22 protein-coding genes are annotated in these 20,559 nt (G+C 67.4%); 12 read left to right on the forward strand and 10 right to left on the reverse strand.

Going from position 1 to position 20,559, the window contains the following annotated elements:
* Nucleotides 1-21 precede the first annotated feature (21 nt).
* Nucleotides 22-399 (forward strand): hypothetical protein, encoded by a 378-nt coding sequence (locus A5787_RS01945; protein WP_066960813.1) that lies wholly within the window; start codon nt 22-24, stop codon nt 397-399.
* Here A5787_RS01945 and A5787_RS01950 read toward each other — a convergent pair.
* From A5787_RS01950 to A5787_RS01975, 6 genes are read right to left on the reverse strand one after another with little or no spacing between them, the layout of a single operon-like run.
* Entirely contained in the window at nt 396-1,925 is a 1,530-nt protein-coding gene (locus A5787_RS01950; protein WP_066960814.1) for a class I adenylate-forming enzyme family protein, read from the reverse strand. The genes A5787_RS01945 and A5787_RS01950 overlap by 4 nt on opposite strands.
* Complete coding sequence (locus tag A5787_RS01955; RefSeq protein WP_066960817.1) at nt 1,918-3,474, reverse strand: class I adenylate-forming enzyme family protein; 1,557 nt, start codon at nt 3,472-3,474, stop codon at nt 1,918-1,920. Before A5787_RS01955 ends, A5787_RS01950 begins: the two co-directional genes overlap by 8 nt.
* Nucleotides 3,464-4,930, reverse strand: coding sequence for a class I adenylate-forming enzyme family protein (locus A5787_RS01960; RefSeq protein ID WP_066960819.1), 1,467 nt, complete (start codon nt 4,928-4,930; stop codon nt 3,464-3,466). The genes A5787_RS01955 and A5787_RS01960 overlap by 11 nt, the downstream gene beginning before the upstream one ends.
* A complete protein-coding gene (locus A5787_RS01965) occupies nt 4,930-5,730 on the reverse strand; it encodes an enoyl-CoA hydratase/isomerase family protein (protein WP_066960822.1) in 801 nt (266 codons plus the stop codon). The genes A5787_RS01960 and A5787_RS01965 overlap by 1 nt, the downstream gene beginning before the upstream one ends.
* Nucleotides 5,721-6,533, reverse strand: coding sequence for an enoyl-CoA hydratase/isomerase family protein (locus A5787_RS01970; RefSeq protein WP_066960825.1), 813 nt, complete (start codon nt 6,531-6,533; stop codon nt 5,721-5,723). The genes A5787_RS01965 and A5787_RS01970 overlap by 10 nt, the downstream gene beginning before the upstream one ends.
* Nucleotides 6,534-6,535: 2 nt before the next feature.
* Nucleotides 6,536-7,357 (reverse strand): enoyl-CoA hydratase/isomerase family protein, encoded by an 822-nt coding sequence (locus A5787_RS01975; RefSeq protein WP_066960828.1) that lies wholly within the window; start codon nt 7,355-7,357, stop codon nt 6,536-6,538.
* A 128-nt stretch (nt 7,358-7,485) separates the two neighbouring features.
* Here A5787_RS01975 and A5787_RS01980 point away from each other — a divergent pair, with 128 nt between their 5' ends.
* Nucleotides 7,486-8,142, forward strand: coding sequence for a hypothetical protein (locus tag A5787_RS01980; protein ID WP_066960894.1), 657 nt, complete (start codon nt 7,486-7,488; stop codon nt 8,140-8,142).
* Nucleotides 8,139-9,023, forward strand: coding sequence for an enoyl-CoA hydratase/isomerase family protein (locus tag A5787_RS01985; RefSeq protein WP_066960831.1), 885 nt, complete (start codon nt 8,139-8,141; stop codon nt 9,021-9,023). The genes A5787_RS01980 and A5787_RS01985 overlap by 4 nt, the downstream gene beginning before the upstream one ends.
* A gap of 78 nt (nt 9,024-9,101) precedes the next feature.
* Here A5787_RS01985 and A5787_RS01990 read toward each other — a convergent pair whose 3' ends face one another.
* Complete coding sequence (locus tag A5787_RS01990; protein ID WP_066960835.1) at nt 9,102-9,866, reverse strand: TetR/AcrR family transcriptional regulator; 765 nt, start codon at nt 9,864-9,866, stop codon at nt 9,102-9,104.
* A 191-nt stretch (nt 9,867-10,057) separates the two neighbouring features.
* Between A5787_RS01990 and A5787_RS01995 the strand changes: the two genes are divergently transcribed.
* Nucleotides 10,058-10,801, forward strand: a complete 744-nt coding sequence (locus A5787_RS01995) for an SDR family NAD(P)-dependent oxidoreductase (RefSeq protein WP_066960838.1) — start codon at nt 10,058-10,060, stop codon at nt 10,799-10,801.
* Between the two features lie 34 nt (nt 10,802-10,835).
* The gene (locus A5787_RS02000; RefSeq protein ID WP_066960841.1) at nt 10,836-11,852 is read left to right on the forward strand and encodes a dihydrodipicolinate synthase family protein; all 1,017 of its coding nucleotides are present in this window, start codon (nt 10,836-10,838) and stop codon (nt 11,850-11,852) included.
* A gap of 58 nt (nt 11,853-11,910) precedes the next feature.
* On the opposite strand, the gene A5787_RS02005 is transcribed toward A5787_RS02000, so the two are convergent.
* Both A5787_RS02005 and A5787_RS02010 read right to left on the reverse strand, forming a co-directional pair.
* Nucleotides 11,911-12,153 carry a general stress protein CsbD gene (locus A5787_RS02005; RefSeq protein ID WP_066960844.1) on the reverse strand — a complete coding sequence of 81 codons (243 nt, stop codon included), beginning with the start codon at nt 12,151-12,153 and terminating at the stop codon, nt 11,911-11,913.
* Nucleotides 12,154-12,249: 96 nt separating this feature from the next.
* On the reverse strand, nt 12,250-12,465 hold the full coding sequence (locus tag A5787_RS02010) for an LPXTG cell wall anchor domain-containing protein (RefSeq protein WP_066960847.1): 216 nt from the start codon (nt 12,463-12,465) through the stop codon (nt 12,250-12,252).
* Between the two features lie 60 nt (nt 12,466-12,525).
* Here A5787_RS02010 and A5787_RS02015 point away from each other — a divergent pair, with 60 nt between their 5' ends.
* The 7 genes from A5787_RS02015 to A5787_RS02045 all read left to right on the forward strand — a co-directional run bounded on the left by A5787_RS02015 (nt 12,526) and on the right by A5787_RS02045 (nt 19,764).
* Nucleotides 12,526-12,798, forward strand: a complete 273-nt coding sequence (locus A5787_RS02015) for a GlsB/YeaQ/YmgE family stress response membrane protein (RefSeq protein WP_066960850.1) — start codon at nt 12,526-12,528, stop codon at nt 12,796-12,798.
* 162 nt (nt 12,799-12,960) lie between these two features.
* Complete coding sequence (locus tag A5787_RS02020; protein ID WP_066960853.1) at nt 12,961-13,803, forward strand: enoyl-CoA hydratase; 843 nt, start codon at nt 12,961-12,963, stop codon at nt 13,801-13,803.
* A 28-nt stretch (nt 13,804-13,831) separates the two neighbouring features.
* Nucleotides 13,832-15,034 carry an amidohydrolase family protein gene (locus A5787_RS02025; protein ID WP_066960897.1) on the forward strand — a complete coding sequence of 401 codons (1,203 nt, stop codon included), beginning with the start codon at nt 13,832-13,834 and terminating at the stop codon, nt 15,032-15,034.
* An 11-nt stretch (nt 15,035-15,045) separates the two neighbouring features.
* Nucleotides 15,046-16,665 carry an acyl-CoA synthetase gene (locus A5787_RS02030; RefSeq protein ID WP_066960857.1) on the forward strand — a complete coding sequence of 540 codons (1,620 nt, stop codon included), beginning with the start codon at nt 15,046-15,048 and terminating at the stop codon, nt 16,663-16,665.
* The gene (locus A5787_RS02035) at nt 16,662-17,492 is read left to right on the forward strand and encodes an amidohydrolase family protein (RefSeq protein WP_066960860.1); all 831 of its coding nucleotides are present in this window, start codon (nt 16,662-16,664) and stop codon (nt 17,490-17,492) included. Before A5787_RS02030 ends, A5787_RS02035 begins: the two co-directional genes overlap by 4 nt.
* A gap of 2 nt (nt 17,493-17,494) precedes the next feature.
* Nucleotides 17,495-18,553, forward strand: a complete 1,059-nt coding sequence (locus tag A5787_RS02040; RefSeq protein WP_066960863.1) for an acyl-CoA dehydrogenase family protein — start codon at nt 17,495-17,497, stop codon at nt 18,551-18,553.
* A gap of 17 nt (nt 18,554-18,570) precedes the next feature.
* Nucleotides 18,571-19,764 carry an acyl-CoA dehydrogenase family protein gene (locus tag A5787_RS02045; protein ID WP_066960866.1) on the forward strand — a complete coding sequence of 398 codons (1,194 nt, stop codon included), beginning with the start codon at nt 18,571-18,573 and terminating at the stop codon, nt 19,762-19,764.
* A gap of 54 nt (nt 19,765-19,818) precedes the next feature.
* Here A5787_RS02045 and A5787_RS02050 read toward each other — a convergent pair whose 3' ends face one another.
* A complete protein-coding gene (locus A5787_RS02050; protein ID WP_066960869.1) occupies nt 19,819-20,550 on the reverse strand; it encodes an NAD(P)-dependent oxidoreductase in 732 nt (243 codons plus the stop codon).
* Nucleotides 20,551-20,559: the final 9 nt, after the last annotated feature.

Raw genomic sequence — 20,559 nt, forward strand, 5'->3', positions numbered from 1 at the left:
GCCATCTCAGGGGGCGACAACATGGAGCGAGGAAAAGTGCCCCGAACGATTTGCGCATCGGCGGTGTTCGTTGCATCCGTGGTGGCGATCGCCCTCGCGCCGCCGGCGCTCGCCGACCTACTCGATCCGATCCCCGGCAATGGTGTCTTCGTCGTCGGGCCCGACATCGCGCCCGGCCTCTATCACACCGGCGGTTCGGGTTCGGCCTTCGGGGTTTGGATCAACAACGTGCCGACCCAGGATTCGATGTGCTCGTGGTTCACCTACAGCACACCCGATGCGAACAAGGACCACGTACTGCAGACGAACACCTCTATCGGGCCGATGTTCGCGAACATCAACTCTTCGGTCAAGGCCTTCGAGTCGCAGAACTGTCAACCCTGGACGCGGGTGCCCTAAGGCACGTCCGCCCCGATCAGCATCTCGCGCAACCGCTGGGTGTCGACCTTGCCGGTGGCGCCGCGCGGAACGTCGTCGTCGGACTCCAGGAACTGCCAGACCGTCGGCACCTTGAAGGCGCTCAGTAGCTTTCGCGCCGACTCGCGTAGCTGATCGGCGGCCAGCGCGCTGTTGCACACCACCGCGGCGCCCACCCGATCGCCTTGATCGCCGGGCACGTTGGTGACGTAGGCGCTTTGGACGCCATCGATTTCGCGCAGCGCACGCGCCACCTCGCTGGGATAGACGGTGGCCCCGCTGACCTTGAACATGTCGTCGGACCGGCCGTGGTAGAACAGAAACCCGTCGTCGTCGAGGTGGGCGAGGTCGCCGGTGGGGTAGAAGCCGTCGGGGGTGAAGAGCTCCTCGCGGCTGCGACGGCAGATGCCGCGCAGCGTGTGTGGACCGCGGATCTGGATCTCCCCAACGGATCCGGGCGGCACCGCTTGGTGGTCGGTGTCGACGATGCGGACTTCCATGCCGGGGAACGGTTTTCCGCAGCTGCCCCACGCCGACGGCGGCATGTCGGTGTCGGCGGCGTACCCGCAATACGGCCCGAAGGCCTCCGTCATGCCGAACAGCGAGGCCCGGGCGCCGGGTCGGGCCCGCCGGTCAGGGGGCAGCAGGCCCTCCAGGCTGCCCGGCCGCAGCGCCGACAGGTCGGCGCCGACGGTGTCGGCGTGCCGCGCGAGCGTCTCGGCCTGATCGGGCCAGCCGCGAAACAGCGTGACACGCTCGGCTTGCAGCAGCCGCAGGGTCGTCTCGGGTTGCGGTATCTCCTCGGTCACCAGGGTGGCGCCGGCCAGCAGCGCGGACAGGATCCCGCTGCCGTAGCCGCCCACCCAGAAGAACGGCATCGGGAGGTACAGGCGGGTGTCGGACGTGATGCAGCGCGCCGCAAGCCCCGACTGCACCGCGCCCAACGCGTTGGCGTGGGAGTGGATGACCCCCTTGGGAGTTCCGCTGCTGCCCGAGGTGAACATGACGACCAACGGGTCGGCGGGGGTGACCGTTTCGGCCATGGCGTCGACGATCCGGCGGGCCGGGTCGCCGGCGGTGGCTCGTGCCAGCCGGTCGGCCGGCCAAACGTGGCGCAGGGCGGGAAGGTCGAGTGGTGGCACGGATTGCAGCTCATCCAGGTAGCGATGACCGCGGAACTCCTCGACGCTCACCAGGAACTGGACCGAGGCGGTGCGCAGCTGCGCCACGAGTTCGCCGGCTCGTAGCAGGGTGCTCAACGGAACCAGCACCGCGCCAATGCGGGCCAGGGCGATTGCCACCTGCACCCAGCGGGCGCTGTTGGGCATGACCAGCCCGACGCGGGTGCCCTTGCCGACGCCCGCCTCGACAAATACGGCCGCCAGATCTCTTGTGGTGGTGTCGAGTTCGCGATAGCTGATTCGGGCCGCCGGGTCGATCACCATCGGCTTGGCGTCATGCTGTGCGGCCCGGGAACGAACCAGTTGGTCGATGGTGCGCTCAGGCATCGAAGAGCTTCCTCAGTCGCTGCAGGTCGACTTTTCCGCTGGACAGCAGCGGTATTTCGGCGGGAGGCACGGCGAGGAACCGCTTGGGGATCTTGTAGGAAGACAGCTCGCCCTTGAGCCGCTCGCGCAGCGCGGCTTCGTCGAAATCCGACTGGACGACGACGACCGCCGCGACCAGGTCCCCGCGCCGGGCGTCCGGAATGCCGACGACGTGGGCGACCGCGCCGCTCGCCCTGGCGATGGCCTGCTCGACCTCGGCCGCCGAGACGTTGGCGCCGGCCGTCTTGATCATCCCGCTGAGCCTGCCGGTGAAATAGAAGAACCCGTCGGGGTCGGTGTGCACCAAATCGCCGGTGTGAAACCATCCGTCGGCATCGAAGCATTCCTCGCGGCTGCGCTTGTAATACCCCTGCATCACATACGGCCCACGGATGCACAGCTCGCCGACTCCCGAGGCATCCGGGTCCAGAATCATGGTGTCGAATCCCGGCGCCGGCTTGCCGAAGGATCCGCGGCGGCTCTCGGGTTGGTCGGATTCGTCGCCGCTGATCAACACGACGCTGCCGGCCTCGGTCAGCCCCAGCATGTTGTGCCGCAGCTCCGGGTCGGCCGGCCGCGCGCCCGGCGCCATGACCGGGTACAGGTTGCCCCGGCCCGCCGACGACAGGTCGCGCCCGGGAAAGCTGGGGTGATCCGCCAGGTGAGCGATCCCGGCGGCGAAACCGTTGGTGATGGTTGGCCTTTCGCTTTCCAGCAGGTCGAGCGTCTGACCCGCTCCGCTGGTGTCAGAGGTGGCGTTGGAGCACACCAGTGTCGATCCGGCGACCAACGTGGCGAGCAGGCCGAACGCGAAACCGCCGATCCAGAAGAACGGTGAATTGCAGAACAGCCTGTCGGCCGCCGTCAGGCCGCGGATCTCGTTGAGGTTGCGCTGATGGGCCAGCAGGCCGGCGTGCGTGTGCACCACCCCCTTCGGGCTGCTGGTGGAGCCCGACGTGTACACGATGGCCAGCGGATCGCAGCCGTCGACGTCGTCCTCCATCGCCGCCAGCAGGGCGGGGGCGACGTCCGGCGCGGGCCGGCACGCCCGTTGAGAATCGGCGATGACGTGGCGCAATTGCGGGGCGGCGGTGACGAACAGCCGGTCCTCGCTGTCCAGCTCGGCATGCGACAGCACCTCGGTCAGTCGCTGCACGTAGTCGTGGGAGCGGAACGACGGCGTGGCCAACAGGATTTCGGTGTCGCTGTCGACCAGCTGCTCGAGCATTTCGCGGGCGGTGGCGAACGTGGAGAACGGGATCACCACGGCGCCGATCCGCGCGGCCGCGAGCATCCCGACGACGAATTCGGTGCCGTTGGGGTAGAGGAGCCCCACATGGGTGCCCTTGCCGGCACCGCGCGCGATCAGTCCGCGGGCCAGCTCCCCCGAGCGGCGGTCCGCCTCGACGTAGCCGATGCGGTCGTCGTCGCAGACCAGCAGCGGGTGGTCGCCGCGCGAGTGGGCTTGGTGCCGCAGGGTTTCCGCGACCGTGCGCGGGTCACCGGGCATGGTCGCGCTGGGCGGTGGAGCCGCCGAAAAAGAGCCCGACCGCCGCGAGATCGGGCTTGCCGGACGGAGTCCGCGGGATGGCGTCGACGATCGCGATCTCGGTGGGGATTTCGTACCGGGCCAGTCGGGTCCGCAGGTAATCCGCCAGGGCGTCGGCATCGGCGGACGCGGCCTCGCGCAGCTGCACCATCGCGACCGGCGTCTCGCCGAGGCGTTCATCGGGCCGCCCGACCACGGCCGCGCCCGCCACTGCTGGGTGACCCTCCAGCGCGATGCGCACCTCGTCCGGCATCACCTTGAAGCCGCCGCGGATGATCGCCTGGTCGGCCCGCCCGACGATCCAGACGAAGCCGTCGGCGTCGATGCGCGCCAGATCCGTCGTCCGCATCCAGCCCGCCGCCGGGCCCAGTTGGCCCGGCTTGACCTCCAGCAGGCCGACCCGGTCGGGCCCGAGTACCGCGCCCTCGTCGTCGACCACCCTCAGCTGTGCGCCCGGGTTGGCCCGGCCGACGCTGCCACGTTTGGCTTGCCAGTACTCCTGGTGGTCGGCGAGGGTCCAGCCGGCGACGCCGCCTCCGAATTCCGTTGCGGCATAGGAGGTCAGCACCGGAATACCGTACTTGTCGGTGAACGCGTCGGCGTCGTCGGCAGAAAGCGGAGCCGTGCCGCAGGTGACGGCGCGGATGCTGTCCAGGTCGGTGCGCGTGAGATCGGAGTGCAGCACCGTGCGCAGCGCGGCCGGCACCAGCGACACCGCGCGGGGCCGGTGCCTGCGCACCGCCTCGGCCCACGTCTTGAGCTCGAAGCGTTCCAGCAGCACAAAGGGTCTGGCCTCGGCGACGCACTGCAGGACTCGGAAGACACCGCCGATATGCACCAACGGCGAGTTGACGATCGCGACGCCGCGTCGCAGCTCCGTGGGAGCCGGCGCGGCGCCGGGGTCGGGGCCCATGACGCTGCGCGCCAGCATGTCGTAACTCAGGTCGATCCGTTTGGGCGGGCCGGTGGTTCCGCTGGTCAGCATCCGCACGGCCACGCCGGGCGAAGCGGCGGCTCCCGCGCTGTGCCCGACCGGTTCCCCTCCCAGAGCGGCCGAAATCTCCCGCGTCGCAGTCCCCGGCGGAACCAGCGCGGCCAGGTCCTCGGCCTCACCGACGATCAGCGGCAGCCGCAGCGCGGCGATGTCGGCCCGGGTGCGTTCGTCGCCGCGGGCGGGGTTGATGGTGACGACCGTTCCGCCGCCCAGCAGCACACCGAGGAAGGCCGCCACCTGGCCGGGCCGGTTGCGCAGCAGCATCCCGACGGCCGTGCTTTCACCGGCGAGGGGCGCGATGCTTCGCGCCGTGTCGTCCACCTGCCGCCACGAGAACCATTGGCCCTCATACTCGATTGCGTGCGCGTCCGGCCGCAGTCCGAGCACGTCGGCGATGCGCCGACTGAGCCGGTGCAGGGGCATCAGCGGATCTTCGGCTCGCGCGCACCGACCTCGCCGTGCCGGGCGGCCAGTTCGGCGGTCCCCAACGGGTTGCCCAGTCGCGTGTAGATGAGCCCCTGCTCCATGGCTGCGCGGTACGGCTTGTCCAGCGACTCCCAGATCGCCTTCACGGTGCCCTGGGTCGCCGACGGCGGCTTGGCGGCGATCGTCGCCGCAATCTCGTGGGCGCGGTGCCACAGCCGGTCGGCGGGGAGAACCTCTGTCACCAATCCGATGCGCAGCGCGGTATCGGCGCTCACCCGTTCGTCGTTGCCCATCAGCGCCATCCGCAATGTCTCGCCCAGCCCGATGCGCCGCATCAGGCCGATGGGTTCCAGCGCGCACACCAGGCCGGCCGAGACGTGGGAGTCGAAAAACGTCGCGTCCTCGGAGCAGATGACCACGTCCGATTCGTTGATGAAGTAGAAGGCCCCCGCGGTGCACATGCCCTGAACGGCACACACCACCGGCTTCCACATCTTCTGCCACTTAGGGCTGAGCGCTTCGCCCGGATCGTCGTGATTCCACACGTTTTCGGGTTGGCCGTACGGCGTCTTGATGTCGAGTCCGGCGCTGAAAGCGCGGTCGCCGGCCGCCCGCAGCACCACCGCGTGCACCGACTCGTCGAGTTTGACCGCGTGCCAGGCCCGGGCCATCTCCTCGCACATGGTGCGGTTGAAAGCGTTGAGTTGCTCGGGCCGATTGAGCGTGATGGTGGCGACGTGGGTGCCCGCGTCGACGTCGAGGAGGATCGTTTCGAAACCCGCTGCGTTCACCGGCATTTCCAATTGGGTTGACGCTTTTCGACAAAGGCCCGGGGCCCCTCCTGAGCGTCCTCGGTCCGCAGCACGCGCTCCCGGAAGGTTTCGGCGAGTATCTCCGCCTCGTGCAGCGGCACATTCAGGCCCTTGAGGATGGCCAGCCGGGTTCCCCGGACCGCCAGCGGTGCGTTCGAATTGACGATGTCGGCGATCTCGCGGGCCCGGTCCAGCAGGCCGTCGTGCTCCACGATTTCGCTGATCAATCCGAGATCGTAGGCGCGTTGCGCGCTCATCCGTTCGTGCTTGCCCATCAAGGCCATCCGCAGGGCGATCGAGCGCGGCAACACCCTGGATATCCGCACCAGTTCGCGTCCGGCCACCAGCCCGATGCTGACGTGCGGATCGAAGAAGGTCGCCTGCTCGGACGCGATGACGATGTCCGTCGTGGTGACCCAATCCATGCCGGCGCCGCAGCACAGCCCGTTGACGGCGGTCAGCACCGGCTTGGCCATGGTCCGAAACGGGGGAGTGCCCTCCTGCGGGGCTTCCCACTGGTCGTACGTCGACAGGTACGGGCGCTCGTAGATCACCTTGCCGTCTTCGGGGATCTCTTTGACGTCGGCGCCGGTGCAGAATGCGCGGCCGGTGCCGGTGACGATCAGCAGCCATACGTTGTCGTCGTTTTCGGCCTCGTCGTAGGCGGCGCGGAGTTCGGTGATCATGTGCGGGCTGAGCGCGTTGAGGGCCTCTGGACGGTTCAGCGTGATCGTGGCGGTATGCCCGTCGACTTCATATTTGATGGTGTCGAACGAGCTGGTCGGCATTGTCATCGGCCCTCAAATCTCGGTGCGCGTCGTTGCCGAAACGCTTCCAGTCCCTCTTTGAAATCACCTGTCCGGCAAGAGAGTTCCAGGTTGAACAGTTCCTGGGTCATGGATTGACCCAGCGTCGCGTGCTGACCGAAGCTCAGCGCCTGCTTGGCCAGCCCGATCGCCGCCGTGGGCCCGTTGGCCAGCCGCTCCACCAGCTTCCCGGCGGCCTCGTCGAGTTCGGGCTCCGCGACCGCCTGGTGGATCAGGCCCCAGTCGGCCGCATCCGTCGCGCCCACCTTCTCGCCGAGCAACAGCATCCGCCGGGCCCGCGCCACACCGACCAGCCGCGGCAGCAACCAGGTGGATCCCGAATCGGGGCTGAAGCCGCGGTCGACGAACGGTTCCCAGAACACCGCATCGTCCGCGGCCAGGGTGAAGTCGGCGGCCAGCGCGAGATTGCAGCCGAAGCCCACCGCCCATCCCCGCACACTGCAGACCACCGGCAGCTGGACGCTCGTCACGAGTTCGATCACGCGGTGGGCGGCATGGGGGATCCGTCGCACCAGATCGCCGGCGCGCGGGCGCGGCCCGCCGGTATCGTTGGCGGCCACCCAGTCGGCGCCGGCGCAGAAGTCGTCGCCGGCCCCACCAATGTGAATCAGGCGCAACGAATCGTCGGCGGCGGCATCGGTAAGCGCGTCGACCAAAGCGTCGATCATCAAGTGGGTCAACGCGTTACGCCGGGCTGGGCGCTCGAGTGTGATCCGCAAGACCGCGCCATCTCGCCACGCCGTCACCGAACCGTCGGCGCCGGCCGTATCGGCCTCATGACTCACCGCGTACCCGGCCTTTCCCCGCCGATACGGTTACCCATACAGTAGGCAATACGATTGATACGAGGTATAAGTTAGCAAGGAAACGCCAACGACGGAACAACCGGGTGAGCCCGGTGAAAGCGGGCAGCATGGTCGGTGACGCGAAATTCGGCGAAGCGCCGCTTGCCCAAACGGTGGCGGCCGCCGGCGCCATGCGTCGCCTCAGCTCGCTGCTGCTATCCCTCGAACACCCGCACCCGACCGTGGATGCCATGCTCGCGAAGTTCGCGGAGTGGGAGGGCGAGTTGGCCCCCGCGGTCGCGGCGGACTCGGCTCCGCGGATCGGCGAGATCCCCGACGATCCGCGGCGCGTCTACCTGAATCACGCCACCGACATCGGCGCCTACAACCCCTGCTTTCCCGAATACCGGTTCGATCAAATCGACGCCGAGAAAGCCGGCGGAGTGGTGTGCTTCCCGCTCGTCTACGAGGGGCCGCCCGGACTGGTACACGGCGGTTTCCTCGGCGTCTTCTTCGACTGCGTGATCCAGCACCACAATTGCGTCACCGGTCTTTCCGGCAAGACGCGGTCGCTGCTGGTCAACTTCCGCCGGCCGACGCCGGTGCTCACCGAGCTGCGTTTCGACATCGATCGGTCGCACGTCGAGCGGGGCATCGCGTCGACGGCGCGGCTGTTGCTGGGCGACGAGGTGCTCTGTGCGGGCGAGGTCACCACGTTGGCGTCGTCGCCGGAGAACCTGACCGGATTCAAATTCGGCAGGCGGCGAGAGGAATCCGACAGATGAGCTCCTCCAATGCCGGGGATGAGCGGGTGCTCTTCGAGGTCGAACCCGATCGGCGAATCGCAACCATCACGCTGAACAATCCCAAGCAGCGCAATTCCTATGACGCCACAATGCGCGAGGCCATCGCCCGCTGCCTGGATCTCGTGGCCGACGACGACGACCTGACGGTGGTGCTGCTGCGCGGCGCCGAGGGCGTCTTTTCCACCGGTGCCGACATGAACAACGCGTACGGCTGGTACGGCTCGGGCAGCGACGACCAAGCCAAACGCCGCCCCAGCCAGCGGCGCCGGCTCACCGTGGACCGCAAGTCTTTTGGCTTCTACCACAACCTGATGGGCTTCCCGAAGGTGACCGTCGGCGAGATCGCCGGCTATGCGCTGGGCGGTGGCTTCGAGATGGCGCTGATGACGGACATCTCCGTCATCGCGCGCGACACGAAGATCGGCATGCCGGCGACCCGCTTCCTCGGCCCGGCGCTCGGCAGCCTGCACATGTTCTTCCATCGGCTGGGTCCGGTGCTGGCCCGGCGCCTGCTGTTGACCGGCGACATCATCGAGGCCGGCGAGATCGACCATCTCGGAATCTTCACCGACACATGCGATCCCGGCTCGGTGACCGCGCGGGCGCGGTACTGGGCCGAGAAGGCGGCGAAGATGCCCGCCGACGGGGTCGTCATCGCCAAGGAAGCGTTCCGCCTCGTCGAGCAGACGCAGGCGTACAACGGCGAGGAAGTCGCGAGCTATCTGTTCCACGCCTACGGGACCAACCTGCAGTTCGCCCCGGGCGAGTTCAACTTCGTCAAGACCCGCGCGCAACACGGCGCCAAGGAGGCGTTCCGGCTACGTGACGAGCACTTCGACGTGCCGGAGCCCGAGGCGTAACGCGTCGAGCGTGCAACCAGGGTGAAAAATCGGCCAAAAAGCCGCCGTGAGTTCACACTCGGCGCTGCACAGCGCCCCTTAACGCGACTTGGCCGCCTTGCGTTGACGCGAGGGGCCCGCCCCTTTGGCGTCTTTCTCGATCAGACTGCTGGCGTGGTCGAGGATGCAGTCCAGGCCGAACTCGAAATTCGCTTCGTCGGGAGCGGCGATGCGGTGTCCCTGCCCGGTCACCTGTGCGATCAGCGGAGTGGTGGCCGGATCGATGGCCACCGCATCCTCGATGGCGCGCGGTCCGCTGTCCGGCGTCTGGTTCTTGTCGTAGAGCCGTTGCAGCACCACCGAACCGCGGACATGTAGCGAGACAGCGGAGTAGGTGTCGAAGGCGTCCTCGGGCGACAGGCCGGCCTCCACCAGGTTGGCGATCGCGCGCTCCATCTCCTGAGCGCCCACCCGCGCCGCCTTCGGGCTCAGAGCGGCGCGAATCAGAATCAGGTCGCACAGAATTGGGTTGCCCATGAATGTTTTACGCATCAGGCGGGCATGGTTGCGCAGCGTCTCGCGCCAATCGCTGGCTTCGACATACGGGGTGGCGAAGACGTACTTACCCAGGGCGCGGTCGGTCATGGCGTTGAGCAGGTCGTCCTTCTTGCGGAAGTACCAGTAGATGCTGGTGACGCCCACGCCGAGGTGTTTGCCCAGCAGCGGCATGCTCAGGTTGTCGATCGACACTTGCTCCGCGAGTTCGAATGCGCCGCTGATGATGTCGTCGGGATTGATGGACCCGCGTTCACGTCGTTGACGCTTCTCGGCGGTTGCCTGCTTTGCCACTACGGGCACCTCCATCAGGATCTAGCCGTGCCACCGGTAGAGTGGAATCTACCGCGGGTTCTTCTCTGACCTGCGTATATGCGTGCGTGTCGTCGCGTTTCTGTCTGCTACTGTAATACCTATCGTAGGCTTTTTGGTAAAACGGCTGGACACATGGATCTAGGCTGGCGAATGCCACGGCGGTGGTGGTCGGTGGTAGTCGGGGGATGGGGCTGGCGACGGCACGCTGCCTCGCCGACGACGGGGCCCGGGTGGCGGTGGTCGGCCGCAGCCGCGACGCGCTCGATTCCGCCGCGTCCGACTTGACCGGGCGCGGGAGCCCGGATGCCCTCGGTCTGCTGGCCGACATCGGTGACACCGCCGCGGTCGACAAGGTGTTCGCCGACCTCGCCGCGCGATGGGACGGCAAACTCAACGTGCTCATCAATACGGTCGGGCCGGGCGCGGCGGGCAGCTTCGAGGATCTGACCGACGAACAGTGGCATCGGGCCGTTGAGGACGGGGTCATGGGGATGGTGCGCTGCGTCCGTTCGGCACTTCCCCTGCTGCGCAAGGCGCAATGGGCGCGGATCGTCAACTTCTCGGCGCATTCCACCCAGCGGCAAAGCGTCATGCTGCCCGCCTACACCGCCGCCAAGTCGATGCTGACGAGCGTCTCGAAAAACCTGTCCCTGCTGCTGGCCAAGGACGAGATCCTCGTGAACGTGGTATCGCCGGGCAGCATCGCGTCCGAGTCCCTGGTCGGCTGGGCGAAGTCCGTCGGCGTCGACGGCAACGACCCGTACGCGCTGATGGATGCGATCGCCGAGCATTTCGGGCATCCCGCGCAGATACCGCGGGCCGGCCTGCCGGACGAAATAGGGCCGGTGGCCGCCTTCCTCGCGTCGCGGCGCAATTCCTACATGACCGGTGCCAACATCAACGTCGACGGTGGTTCGGACTTCACCTGACCCGAAATCGTTTGGCCGACAGAAGGAGTCGATTGTGGCGACGGCGACCGAAGCGCGCACCTGGGCGCGCGGAGCATTGCGGGGAATCGGCGACTCCCTCTACACGCCGTTCTGCGGCACCGACGGCGATGACATCGACTGGGACGCCTACCGGACGCTGGTGCGCTACTGCGTCGGCGATCTCGGGCACCCGATGTTGTGGTGTACCAGCGGAATCGCCGAGTTTTGGTCCCTGACCCTCGGCGAGCGCAAGCGCCTGCTCGAGGTGGCAATCGAGGAGGCGCGCGGCCTGAATCCCGATGTCGTCGTGCAGGCCTGCACGGCCGCGATGTCGGCGAAGGACTGTGTGGAACTGACACGCCACGCGCAGGAGGTGGGTGCCGACATCGCCTACATCCAAACGCCGATGATGGAGGCCCACGGCGGCGAGGGCGTATTGAGGTTCTTCAAGCACGTCGCCGCTCGCACCGATATCGCCCTGGGCATGTTCAACTCTCCGTCTTCCGGTTACGTGCTGACCCCGGCGGAAAGCGCGCGAATCTACGACGAGGTGCCCGCGGTATGCGCCACCAAGGAGGGCGCCTTCCGGCCGGAAGCGAGCCGGCGGCTGCACGAATTGGCGCCCGACCTAGCGGTCTGGGAATGCGACCGGACCGTCTACCGCGCCGGGTGGCTGCGCGCCGGTATCGTCTGCCCGGCGCAACTGGGCACCGCCGGCTACCTGTTCGAAACCCCGCAACGGCGGCTGTTTTCCGAATACTGGGAGCTGGTGCTCAACGACAAGCTCCTCGAGGCGATGGACTACGGGCGGGAGTCCGGGATGGACCAGTTCGACCTCGACATCGGCTCGTGGTGGACGTGCTACCCGGGGCGGCCGGACTACTTCACCCATTGGGGTGGTGCCTTCAAGTACGCGGCCTCGCTGCTGGGATTGCCGATCGGCGACTATCCACATTCGCGGCCTCCGCAGGCCACGCTGCCGCCCGAGGCAAAGGCGCAGATCGAAAACGCCTACCGGCGGGTCGGTCTCCTCGAAACCGTGTTGCACTAGAACGAATTCGAAGCGAAGCGGGCCCGGCACATAACCGGGCCCGCTCCCTACGAGACGATTATTTCTTCTGTTCGGCCCGCTCACGCGCCTCGGCGGCCTTCGCCTTGCCGCGCGCCTTCTCTGCCGCGGCCTCCTTGCGTGCGACGCTGCGCTCCGCGTCGGCCTTGTCCTGCTGGGCTTCGCCTTCATTGACCAGGTCGTTGCTGCCGATGACCGTGCCGATGAATTCCTTGGCCTTACCGAACACGCCTTCGACGATGCCCCGAATGGCCTGGACCGGACCGCTCTTGATGTCCACCATTGCATCTCCCTCCCGTTGATGGATGGCTTGACTTAAGGGGTTCCCAGGGACGGGATCAGCGCAAACCTCTCCCTCACGTGGCGCACGCCACAGCCCCTAGTCCGCGGCCACGGCAGGCGCGGCTTGGGCCGGACTCGGCTGTAGCGGTGGGGTTCGGCGGCGCCGTCGCAGCCGCAATGCCAGGCCGGCGAGAACGCCGATCAGCGCCGCCCAGAACAGGATCTGCGCGCCCGTCACCGCGAGCTCGGCCCGCAGCGCTACCGCGCGCACCTGGCGCAGGCGGTGAGCCAACGCTTTCAAGGTCGTCTTCACGAGTCATCGATAACCCCCGCATCGCCATCCCAAACCCGCGCCCGCGGCTACGATCGGGCGGTGCTCACGCTGGGTGTCATCGGCTGGATCGTCATCGGCGGCGTCGCCGGCTGGCTGGGCAGCAAAATCACGGGCACCGACGCGCAGCTGGGCCTGCTCCTCAACATCGCGGTCGGAGTCGTCGGCGGGTTGATCGGTGGTTTCCTGCTGCGCGCCATGGGCGTGAGCGTCGACGGCCGAGGGTTGTGGTTCTCGTTTCTGACGTGCCTGCTGGGGGCGGTGATCCTGCTGGCGATCGTCAAGCTGATCACTCGCGGACGCGCGTCCCGCTAGGCGTTGCCTTGGGCAGCTCAGCGCGCCGAAAATCGCTGTTCGGTTGCGGTTCACGCGCGCGCTGCGGCGGTTGTGGAATGCGCTACCGATAGGTATACAGTATGCGTACAAAGTCGGGGTGATTTTTCCGGTGGATCGAGGGTGAGGGAGGTGCCGCGGCAGATGTCCGGCAGCGACGGTGCTTTCGAAGACGCCGTGCTCTACGAGGCCACCGCGAGCGGCGTCGCAATCCTCACCTTCAATCGTCCGGATCGCCTGAACGCCTGGGGTCCCGACATCGCCGCCGCGTTCTATGCCGGGATCGACCGGGCCGAAACAGACCCCGACATCCGGGTGATCGTGGTGACCGGTCGGGGCAAGGGATTTTGCGCCGGCGCATATCTGGGCGCGCCGAGTTCGGCGCCCACCTACGGCAAGACCCTGGAGAAGGCGGCCCAGACCGACCTGGCCGCGTTGGTCGGCGAGCGCCCACCGCATTTCGTGACCACGCTGCGCAAGCCCGTCGTCGCGGCGATCAACGGCGCCTGCGTCGGCATCGGCCTCACCCAGGCCCTGATGTGCGACGTCCGCTTCGCGGCCGCCGGGGCCAAGTTCGCCGCCGTGTTCGCTCGCCGGGGACTGATTGCCGAATTCGGCATCTCCTGGATACTTCCGCGGCTGACCACCTGGGGAGTCGCCCTCGACCTGTTGCTCAGCGGCCGCACCTTTCTCGCCGAGGAGGCAGCCGAGCTGGGCCTCGTCAAAGAAGTGGTCACCCCCGAAAACCTGATGACGCGGGCCCTCGAGTACGCGGAGGACGTCGCGCGAAACTGCTCGCCCGCTGCGATGGCGGTGATCAAACAGCAGGTCTACGGTGACGCCACCCGCGGCGTCGTCGACGCCACGGCGCGGGCCGAGGTCCTGCTGCACGAGGCGATGCCGCGACCGGATGTCATCGAAGGGATCACCAGCTTCCTCGAGAAGCGGCCGCCCCAATTCCCTTCGCTCACTTCAACCGAAGCTTAATTTGCCGGTGGCACCGGAAAGGATGATCATGGCTGACTTGGATTACCGGCCGATCGACGTCGACAACCATTATTACGAGCCGCTGGATTCCTTTACCCGCCACTTGGACAAGAAGTTCAAGCGCCGCGGCGTGCAGATGGTCAGCGACGGCAAGCGCACCTGGGCCGTGATCGGGGACCGGGTCAACCACTTCATCCCCAACGTCACCTTCGACCCGATCATCGTGCCGGGCTGCCTCGACCTGCTGTTCCGCGGCGAGATCCCCGAGGGTGTCGACCCGGCGTCGCTGATGAAAGTCGAGCGGCTGGGCGACCACCCCGAGTACCAGAACCGCGATGCGCGGGTCGCGGTGATGGACACCCAGGACATCGAGACGGTTTTCATGCTGCCGACTTTCGGATGCGGCGTCGAGGAGGCGCTCAAGCACGACATCGACGCGACGATGGCATCCGTGCACGCATTCAACCTCTGGCTCGACGAGGACTGGGGCTTCGACCGGCCCGATCACCGAATCATTGCCGCGCCGATCATCTCGCTGGCCGACCCTGCCAAGGCGCTTGCCGAGGTCGACTTCGTGTTGGCCCGCGGCGCCAAGCTGGTGCTGGTACGGCCGGCGCCGGTGCCCGGAGTGGTCAAGCCGCGGTCGCTGGGCGATCCCACCCACGACCCGGTGTGGGCCCGGCTGGCCGAGGCGGGCGTACCGGTGGGCTTCCACCTCAGCGACAGCGGCTATTTGCATATCGCCGCGCAGTGGGGCGGCAAGGCGACATTCGAGGGATTCGGCGAAAAGGACCCGCTGGATCAGGTGCTCCTCGACGACCGTGCCATCCACGACACGATGGCCTCGATGATCGTGCACGGCGTGTTCACCCGCCACCCGAAACTCAAGGCGGTCAGCATCGAAAACGGCTCGTACTTCGTGCACCGGCTGATCAAGCGCCTGAAGAAGGTGGCCAACAATTACCCGCGGCATTTTCCCGAGGACCCGGTCGAGCAGTTGCGCAACAACGTATGGGTTGCGCCCTACTACGAGGACGACCTACCGCAGCTGGCCCAAGCGATTGGCATCGACAAGATCCTGTTCGGATCCGACTGGCCGCACGGCGAAGGCCTCGAGTCACCGGTGTCCTTTACCGAAGAGCTCGTCGGTTTCAGTGATTCCGACGTCCGAAAAATCATGCGCGACAACGCCCTCGACCTCCTCGGTGTCCAGGTCGGATCGTCCGCCTAGCCGTTGACACCATGAGCGAATGGACCGTAGGCGCCGTTCTCGACGCCATCGCCGACGTCATCGGAGACCGTCTGATGACCGTCTGCGGTAACCGCCGCAGCACGTTTGCCGAATCGGCGAGCCGCACCACTCGGCTGGCAAACTTCCTCAGCGGCAAGGGTTTCGGCGCCCACGCCGAGCGCGCGGAGCTCGAACCATGGGAATGTGGTCAGGATCGCGTGGCGCTGCTGATGTACAACGACCTGTACCCCGACATGGTGATCGGTTGCCTCAAGGCGCGCACGGTTCCGGTCAACGTCAACCACCACTACTCGCCGCGGGAAATCGCCGACCTGCTCGCCTACGTCCGGCCCAGGGCAATCATCTACCACCGCGCCCTTGGCGCCCGGTTCGGCGACGTGCTGCCCCCCGACGGGACCGAGCTGCTGGTCTCCATCGACGACGGCAGCGGCGCTCCCGAACTGCCGGGTGCCGTGTCGCTGGACGACGCCCTGGCCGGCGGCGACCCGGCCGTGCGCCCGGTGGGGTCGCCGGACGACCTGATCATGATGTGCACCGGAGGAACGACGGGGCGCCCCAAGGGGGTCCTGTGGCGCCAGAGCGATATGTACGTGTCGTCCATGGTCGGCGCCGACCACGACAGCGTCACCGAAATTCACGACAAGGTGCGCGGCGGCGGGCCGCCCTGGTTCGCGGTCTCTCCGCTGATGCACGCGGCGGGCATGTGGACCGCGTTCGCGGCGCTGTGCGCCGGGCTGCCGGTCGTGCTCTATGACGACCGCAACAAGCTCGACGTGCGGTCGGTGTGGGAAACCGCCGAGCGGGAGAAGGTGGGCATGATGACCATGGTCGGCGACGCGTACGCCGGGCCGCTGATCGCCGAGTTGCGCGCACGCCGATACGACCTGTCCTCGCTGAACGCCATCGGCACCGGCGGGGCCGCCACCAACGCGAAATACAAACGGGCACTGATGGAATGCCTGCCGCACATCACCATCATCGAGGGCTACGGCTCGTCCGAGAGCGGCAACATGGCGTTCGGGCACAGCCGCGAGGGGATCGCCAGCGAAACCTTCCAACCCAGGGACGGGGCCACCGTGGTCTCCGCCGACCGCGCGCGATTCCTGCGTCCCGGCGAACAAGAAGTCGGCTGGGCCGCCAGGACGGGCCGGATTCCGCTCGGGTACTTCGGCGACGCCGAGGCCACCCGGCTTACCTTCCCGCAGATCGACGGCCGGCGCGTGGTGATACCCGGTGACCGGGCGGCCCTTGAAAAGGACGGCACCATCCGGCTTTTCGGCCGCGATTCGCTGGTGGTCAACACCGGCGGCGAGAAGGTGTTCGTCGAAGAGGTCGAAGAGGTACTGCGGGCGCATCCGGGCGTGGCCGACGCGCTGGTGGTGGGACGGCCGAGCGAGCGGTGGGGACAGGAGGTCGTCGCGCTCGTCGCGGCCCACCCGGGCACCGATCTGAGCACCGACAAGGGTGCCCTCTATACGTTCTGCACCTCGCGGCTGGCACATTTCAAGGCGCCCAAGGCGTTCATCTTCGTCGAGCAGATCCAGCGCCTCGGCAACGGCAAGCCCAACTACCGATGGGCCCGAGAACAAGCCGAAGAGATGGTGTCATGAACACCCACGCGATCGACTGCCTGATCAACGTGCACTTCGGGGAGGCCGACTCCCAGCCGACCTGGATGCTCAAGGTCAGGGACGACTACTTCAAGGGCCCGGAGTCCATGTTCGCGCCGGTCGATCTGTCCGAGCTGCTCGACGAGATGGATGAGCAGGGGGTGCGGAAGGCGATTCTGATGGACTCGATCGCCAGCCCGTCCACCACCGCGCGCAAGTTCATCGAGGCCAGGCCGGACCGGTTCGCCCTGGCGATGGGTGGGGTCAACCTGCTCCGCCCGGTGCGGTCATTGCGCGAATTGACCGCCGTCGCCGGGGACCTGCCAGTCGCGTATGCCGTAGTGGGACCCAGCTTTTGGGGTGATGGGCAATACCCGCCCAGCGACGCCGTGTACTACCCGCTTTACGCCAAATGCGCGGAGCTGGACCTGCCGCTGTGCATCAACACCGGGATCCCCGGCCCGCCGATTCCCGGCGAGGTGCAGCACCCGATGCACCTGGACCGGGTCTGCGTGCGATTCCCGGAACTGAAGCTGTGCATGATCCACGGGGCCGACCCCTGGTGGGACGTCGCCATCCGGCTGCTGCTCAAGTACGCCAACCTGCGGCTGATGACGTCGGCGTGGTCGCCCAAGCGGCTGCCGGAAAGCCTGCTGCACTACATGCGAACGCGTGGCCCCAACAAGGTGATCTACGCGTCGGACTGGCCGGTGCTGCGCATGCGCCGGGTGATCCCCGAAGCCCGGGCGCTGGACCTGCCGCCCGAGGTTCTGGACAACTACCTGTACAACAACGCGCAGGAATTCTTCTTCGGGAAGGAACATTGACGATGGACCGCTTCGAACTGCGCAGACTCGACTACAGCTTGTCCGACGACCACGTGGCGCTGCAAGACGCGTACAAGCAATTCTTCAAGACCCACTGCTCGATCGAAACGGTGCGCGCGGCAGAGCAATCCGGATTTGACAAGAGCCTGTGGGAACGGCTGTGCGCGATGGGCGCCACCACGATGGCGCTGCCGGAGTCCTGCGGCGGCGACGGTGCGACGCTCGTCGACCTCACCCTGGTGGCCGAGGAGATCGGCCGGTCGCTCGCGCCGATCCCGTGGATCGACCACGTGTGCGCCGCCCGGCTGCTGGGACGCCTGGGGGCCCTGGGCGCCGACACCGCGGGCGTGGGGAGTGGTGAACAGCTCGCCGCGCTCGACGCGCGCATCGACGCCGCTCCGGGTGCCCGCCTGATACCGACGGGCTCGATCGCCGACCACATCATCGTCCGCGACGGCGATCAGGTCGTGCGGCTGACCTTCGGCACCCGGCCGGCAAAGGTGGACAACATCGGCCGGTTGCCGATGGCCTGGGTGGATCCGGCCGCCGCGGACACCCGCACGGTCGTGGCCGAGGGGCCCGTCGCGGTGGCGAGTTACCAACGGGCCCTGGACGAATGGCGGCTCCTGACCGCGGCCGCGCTAGTGGGTCTGGTCGAGGAGACGATGACGATCGCCGCGGAGTTCGCCAAGACCCGCTACACGCTGGGCGTGCCGATCTCGAGCCTGCAGGCCATCTCGCACCCCCTGGCGAACATGGCCATCGTCGTTCAGGGCGGGCGTAACCTCGTCCGCCGGGCCGCCTGGTTCCTGGACAACGAACCCGACGAACGCCTCGATTTGGCGCCGTCGGCTTTCGTCTTCATGGCCGAGGAGGCCGCCAAGGCGGCGACGATGGCGGTGCATATCCAGGGCGGCCTCGGGGTGTCCTCCGAAGCCGCGGCCACGGCGTACCTGGTGCGCGCCCGGGGCTGGCCGCTGGCCGCCGGCGATCCGGGCGCCACCGCCCTGCGGGTCGCGGAGATCGTCGCGGCCCGCGAGAGCAACCGCCAGCCGGCTTAGGACAGGAGCGAGAAACGATGGACTTCTCCCGAGTCGAGCTGTCCGAGGAAGACGAGGCCTTCCGCGAAGAGGCGCGTAATTTCCTGAGCACCCACATGACCGACGAGGTCCGGCGTCGGGACCGCGAGACGGGCGACAACTTTGACGAGGGGCTGCACCTGAAGTTCGGCGCCGCAGGCTATTTGGAGGCCGAGTGGAAGCCGGAATCCGAGGGTGGGTTCAGCCGGCTCCGGCGCCGCATCTGGGAGCTGGAAAAACGGCGGGTACACGTGCCCTGGGTGACCTGGGGGACCACCGCCATGGTGGCGCGCTCGGTCGCCAAGTTCGGGTCGCCGGAGCTGAGCGACGAGGTTTTGCCCAAGGTCTTCAGCGGAGAGGTGCGGCTGTGTCTCGGCTACACCGAGCCCGAAGGCGGTTCCGACATCGCCACCTGCAAGACCCGCGCGGTGCGCGACGGCGACGCGTGGATTGTTAACGGCTCCAAGATGTTCACCACCGGCGCCCACAACTGTCAATACGTCTTCCTGATCACCAACACCGCTCCGGATGCGCCGAAACACAAGAGCCTGACCATGTTCCTGGTTCCACTGGATTCGCCCGGCATCGAAATCCAGGGCATCCGAACGGTGGACGGCGACCGGACCAACATCGTCTACTACAGCGACGTTCGCGTCGACGACAAGTATCGGCTGGGCGAGGTGAACGCCGGCTGGACCGTGCTGCGCGAGCCGCTGAACGTCGAGCACGGCGCGGTCGCGGCGGCGCCCGACGGGCTGCAGGACACCTCGATCATGATGCACCAGGCCGGATTCATGTCCGAGGCCGTCGACAAGGCCGCGGCCCGCGTGACCCGGTCCGGCCCCGACGGGCGCCGGCTGATCGACGACAAATCCGTCGCGTATCGACTGGGCCGCAGCGCCGCCCGGCTGGAGATTGCGCTGTCGTCGCCGAGCATCTTCGGCCGGGTCGCCATCGCGCAAACGATGCGGGACATCTCCCCGGACCTGATGGACATCCTCGGCGCGGCGTCGACGCTGCCGTATGGAACCGACGGCGCCGCCGACGACGGCGCCGCCGAATACGCCTACCGATTCGCCCCGCTGGTGGGCATCTACGGCGGCACGCTGGAGGTGTTCCGCAACATGATCGGCCAGTACATGCTCGGGCTGGGCAAACCGAATTACTCAGCGCCGCTGAAGAAAACGTCGTAACCCCTCGCCCAACATGCAACCACTGCGACCGCCTTCGGCGTGTCGTCGCAGCAGCTACACGTTCGGTGAAGAGGTGGGCCCCGGCATGAGCGGCGCGTCGCCCTTGAACGCCTCGCGGCGGATCATTTCCCACACGGTCGGCGTGTGCTCGGTTGTCGAGACGACAACGGTCTTCCGGTGTGCCGCACCGTCCTGGACGAGCTTGACGAGGTAGTCCGCCAGATCGATGCGCGCCGTGAACGCGCCCACCGGATCGACCTCTCCAGCAACATAATTCGTGAGCCGCGGCAGGTCGAACAAGCCCGACGGGCGCACGATCGTCCAGTCCAGGCCGCTCTCGCGGACCAACGCCTCCATCCGCCGGATGTCGTGATAGACGGTCTTGCCGATGGTGTGCGCGACGATCGGCTCGAACAGCCGCAACGCCAGCGGCGCATGCCGCCGGCCGGGGGCGGGGGAGGCGCCGGTGGAACTCACCACGACAAGCCGGTCGACACCCGCCTCCCGCATCGCGTTCACGACGTTGCGGGTGCCGACGGAATACGTGTCGACGGGCCCGCGGGTGAACGGCACACCGAGCGTCGACAGCACGGCGTCGGCGCCGGCGACAACAGCGGCGAGGCCGTCGCGTCGCACGTCGGCGCCCGCGACCGTCAGCCGCGGATCGGCGACGGGGAACTCGTCGGGCCGCCGGGTCACCGCCACGGCCGAGTGGCCGGCGTCGAGGACGCGACGGGTCAGCAGCCGCCCGGTCAATCCATTGGCGCCGAAGATGACGATGTGCATGAGAACTCC

The organism is Mycobacterium sp. 852002-50816_SCH5313054-b, assembly GCF_001667185.1.
Lineage (GTDB): Bacteria > Actinomycetota > Actinomycetes > Mycobacteriales > Mycobacteriaceae > Mycobacterium.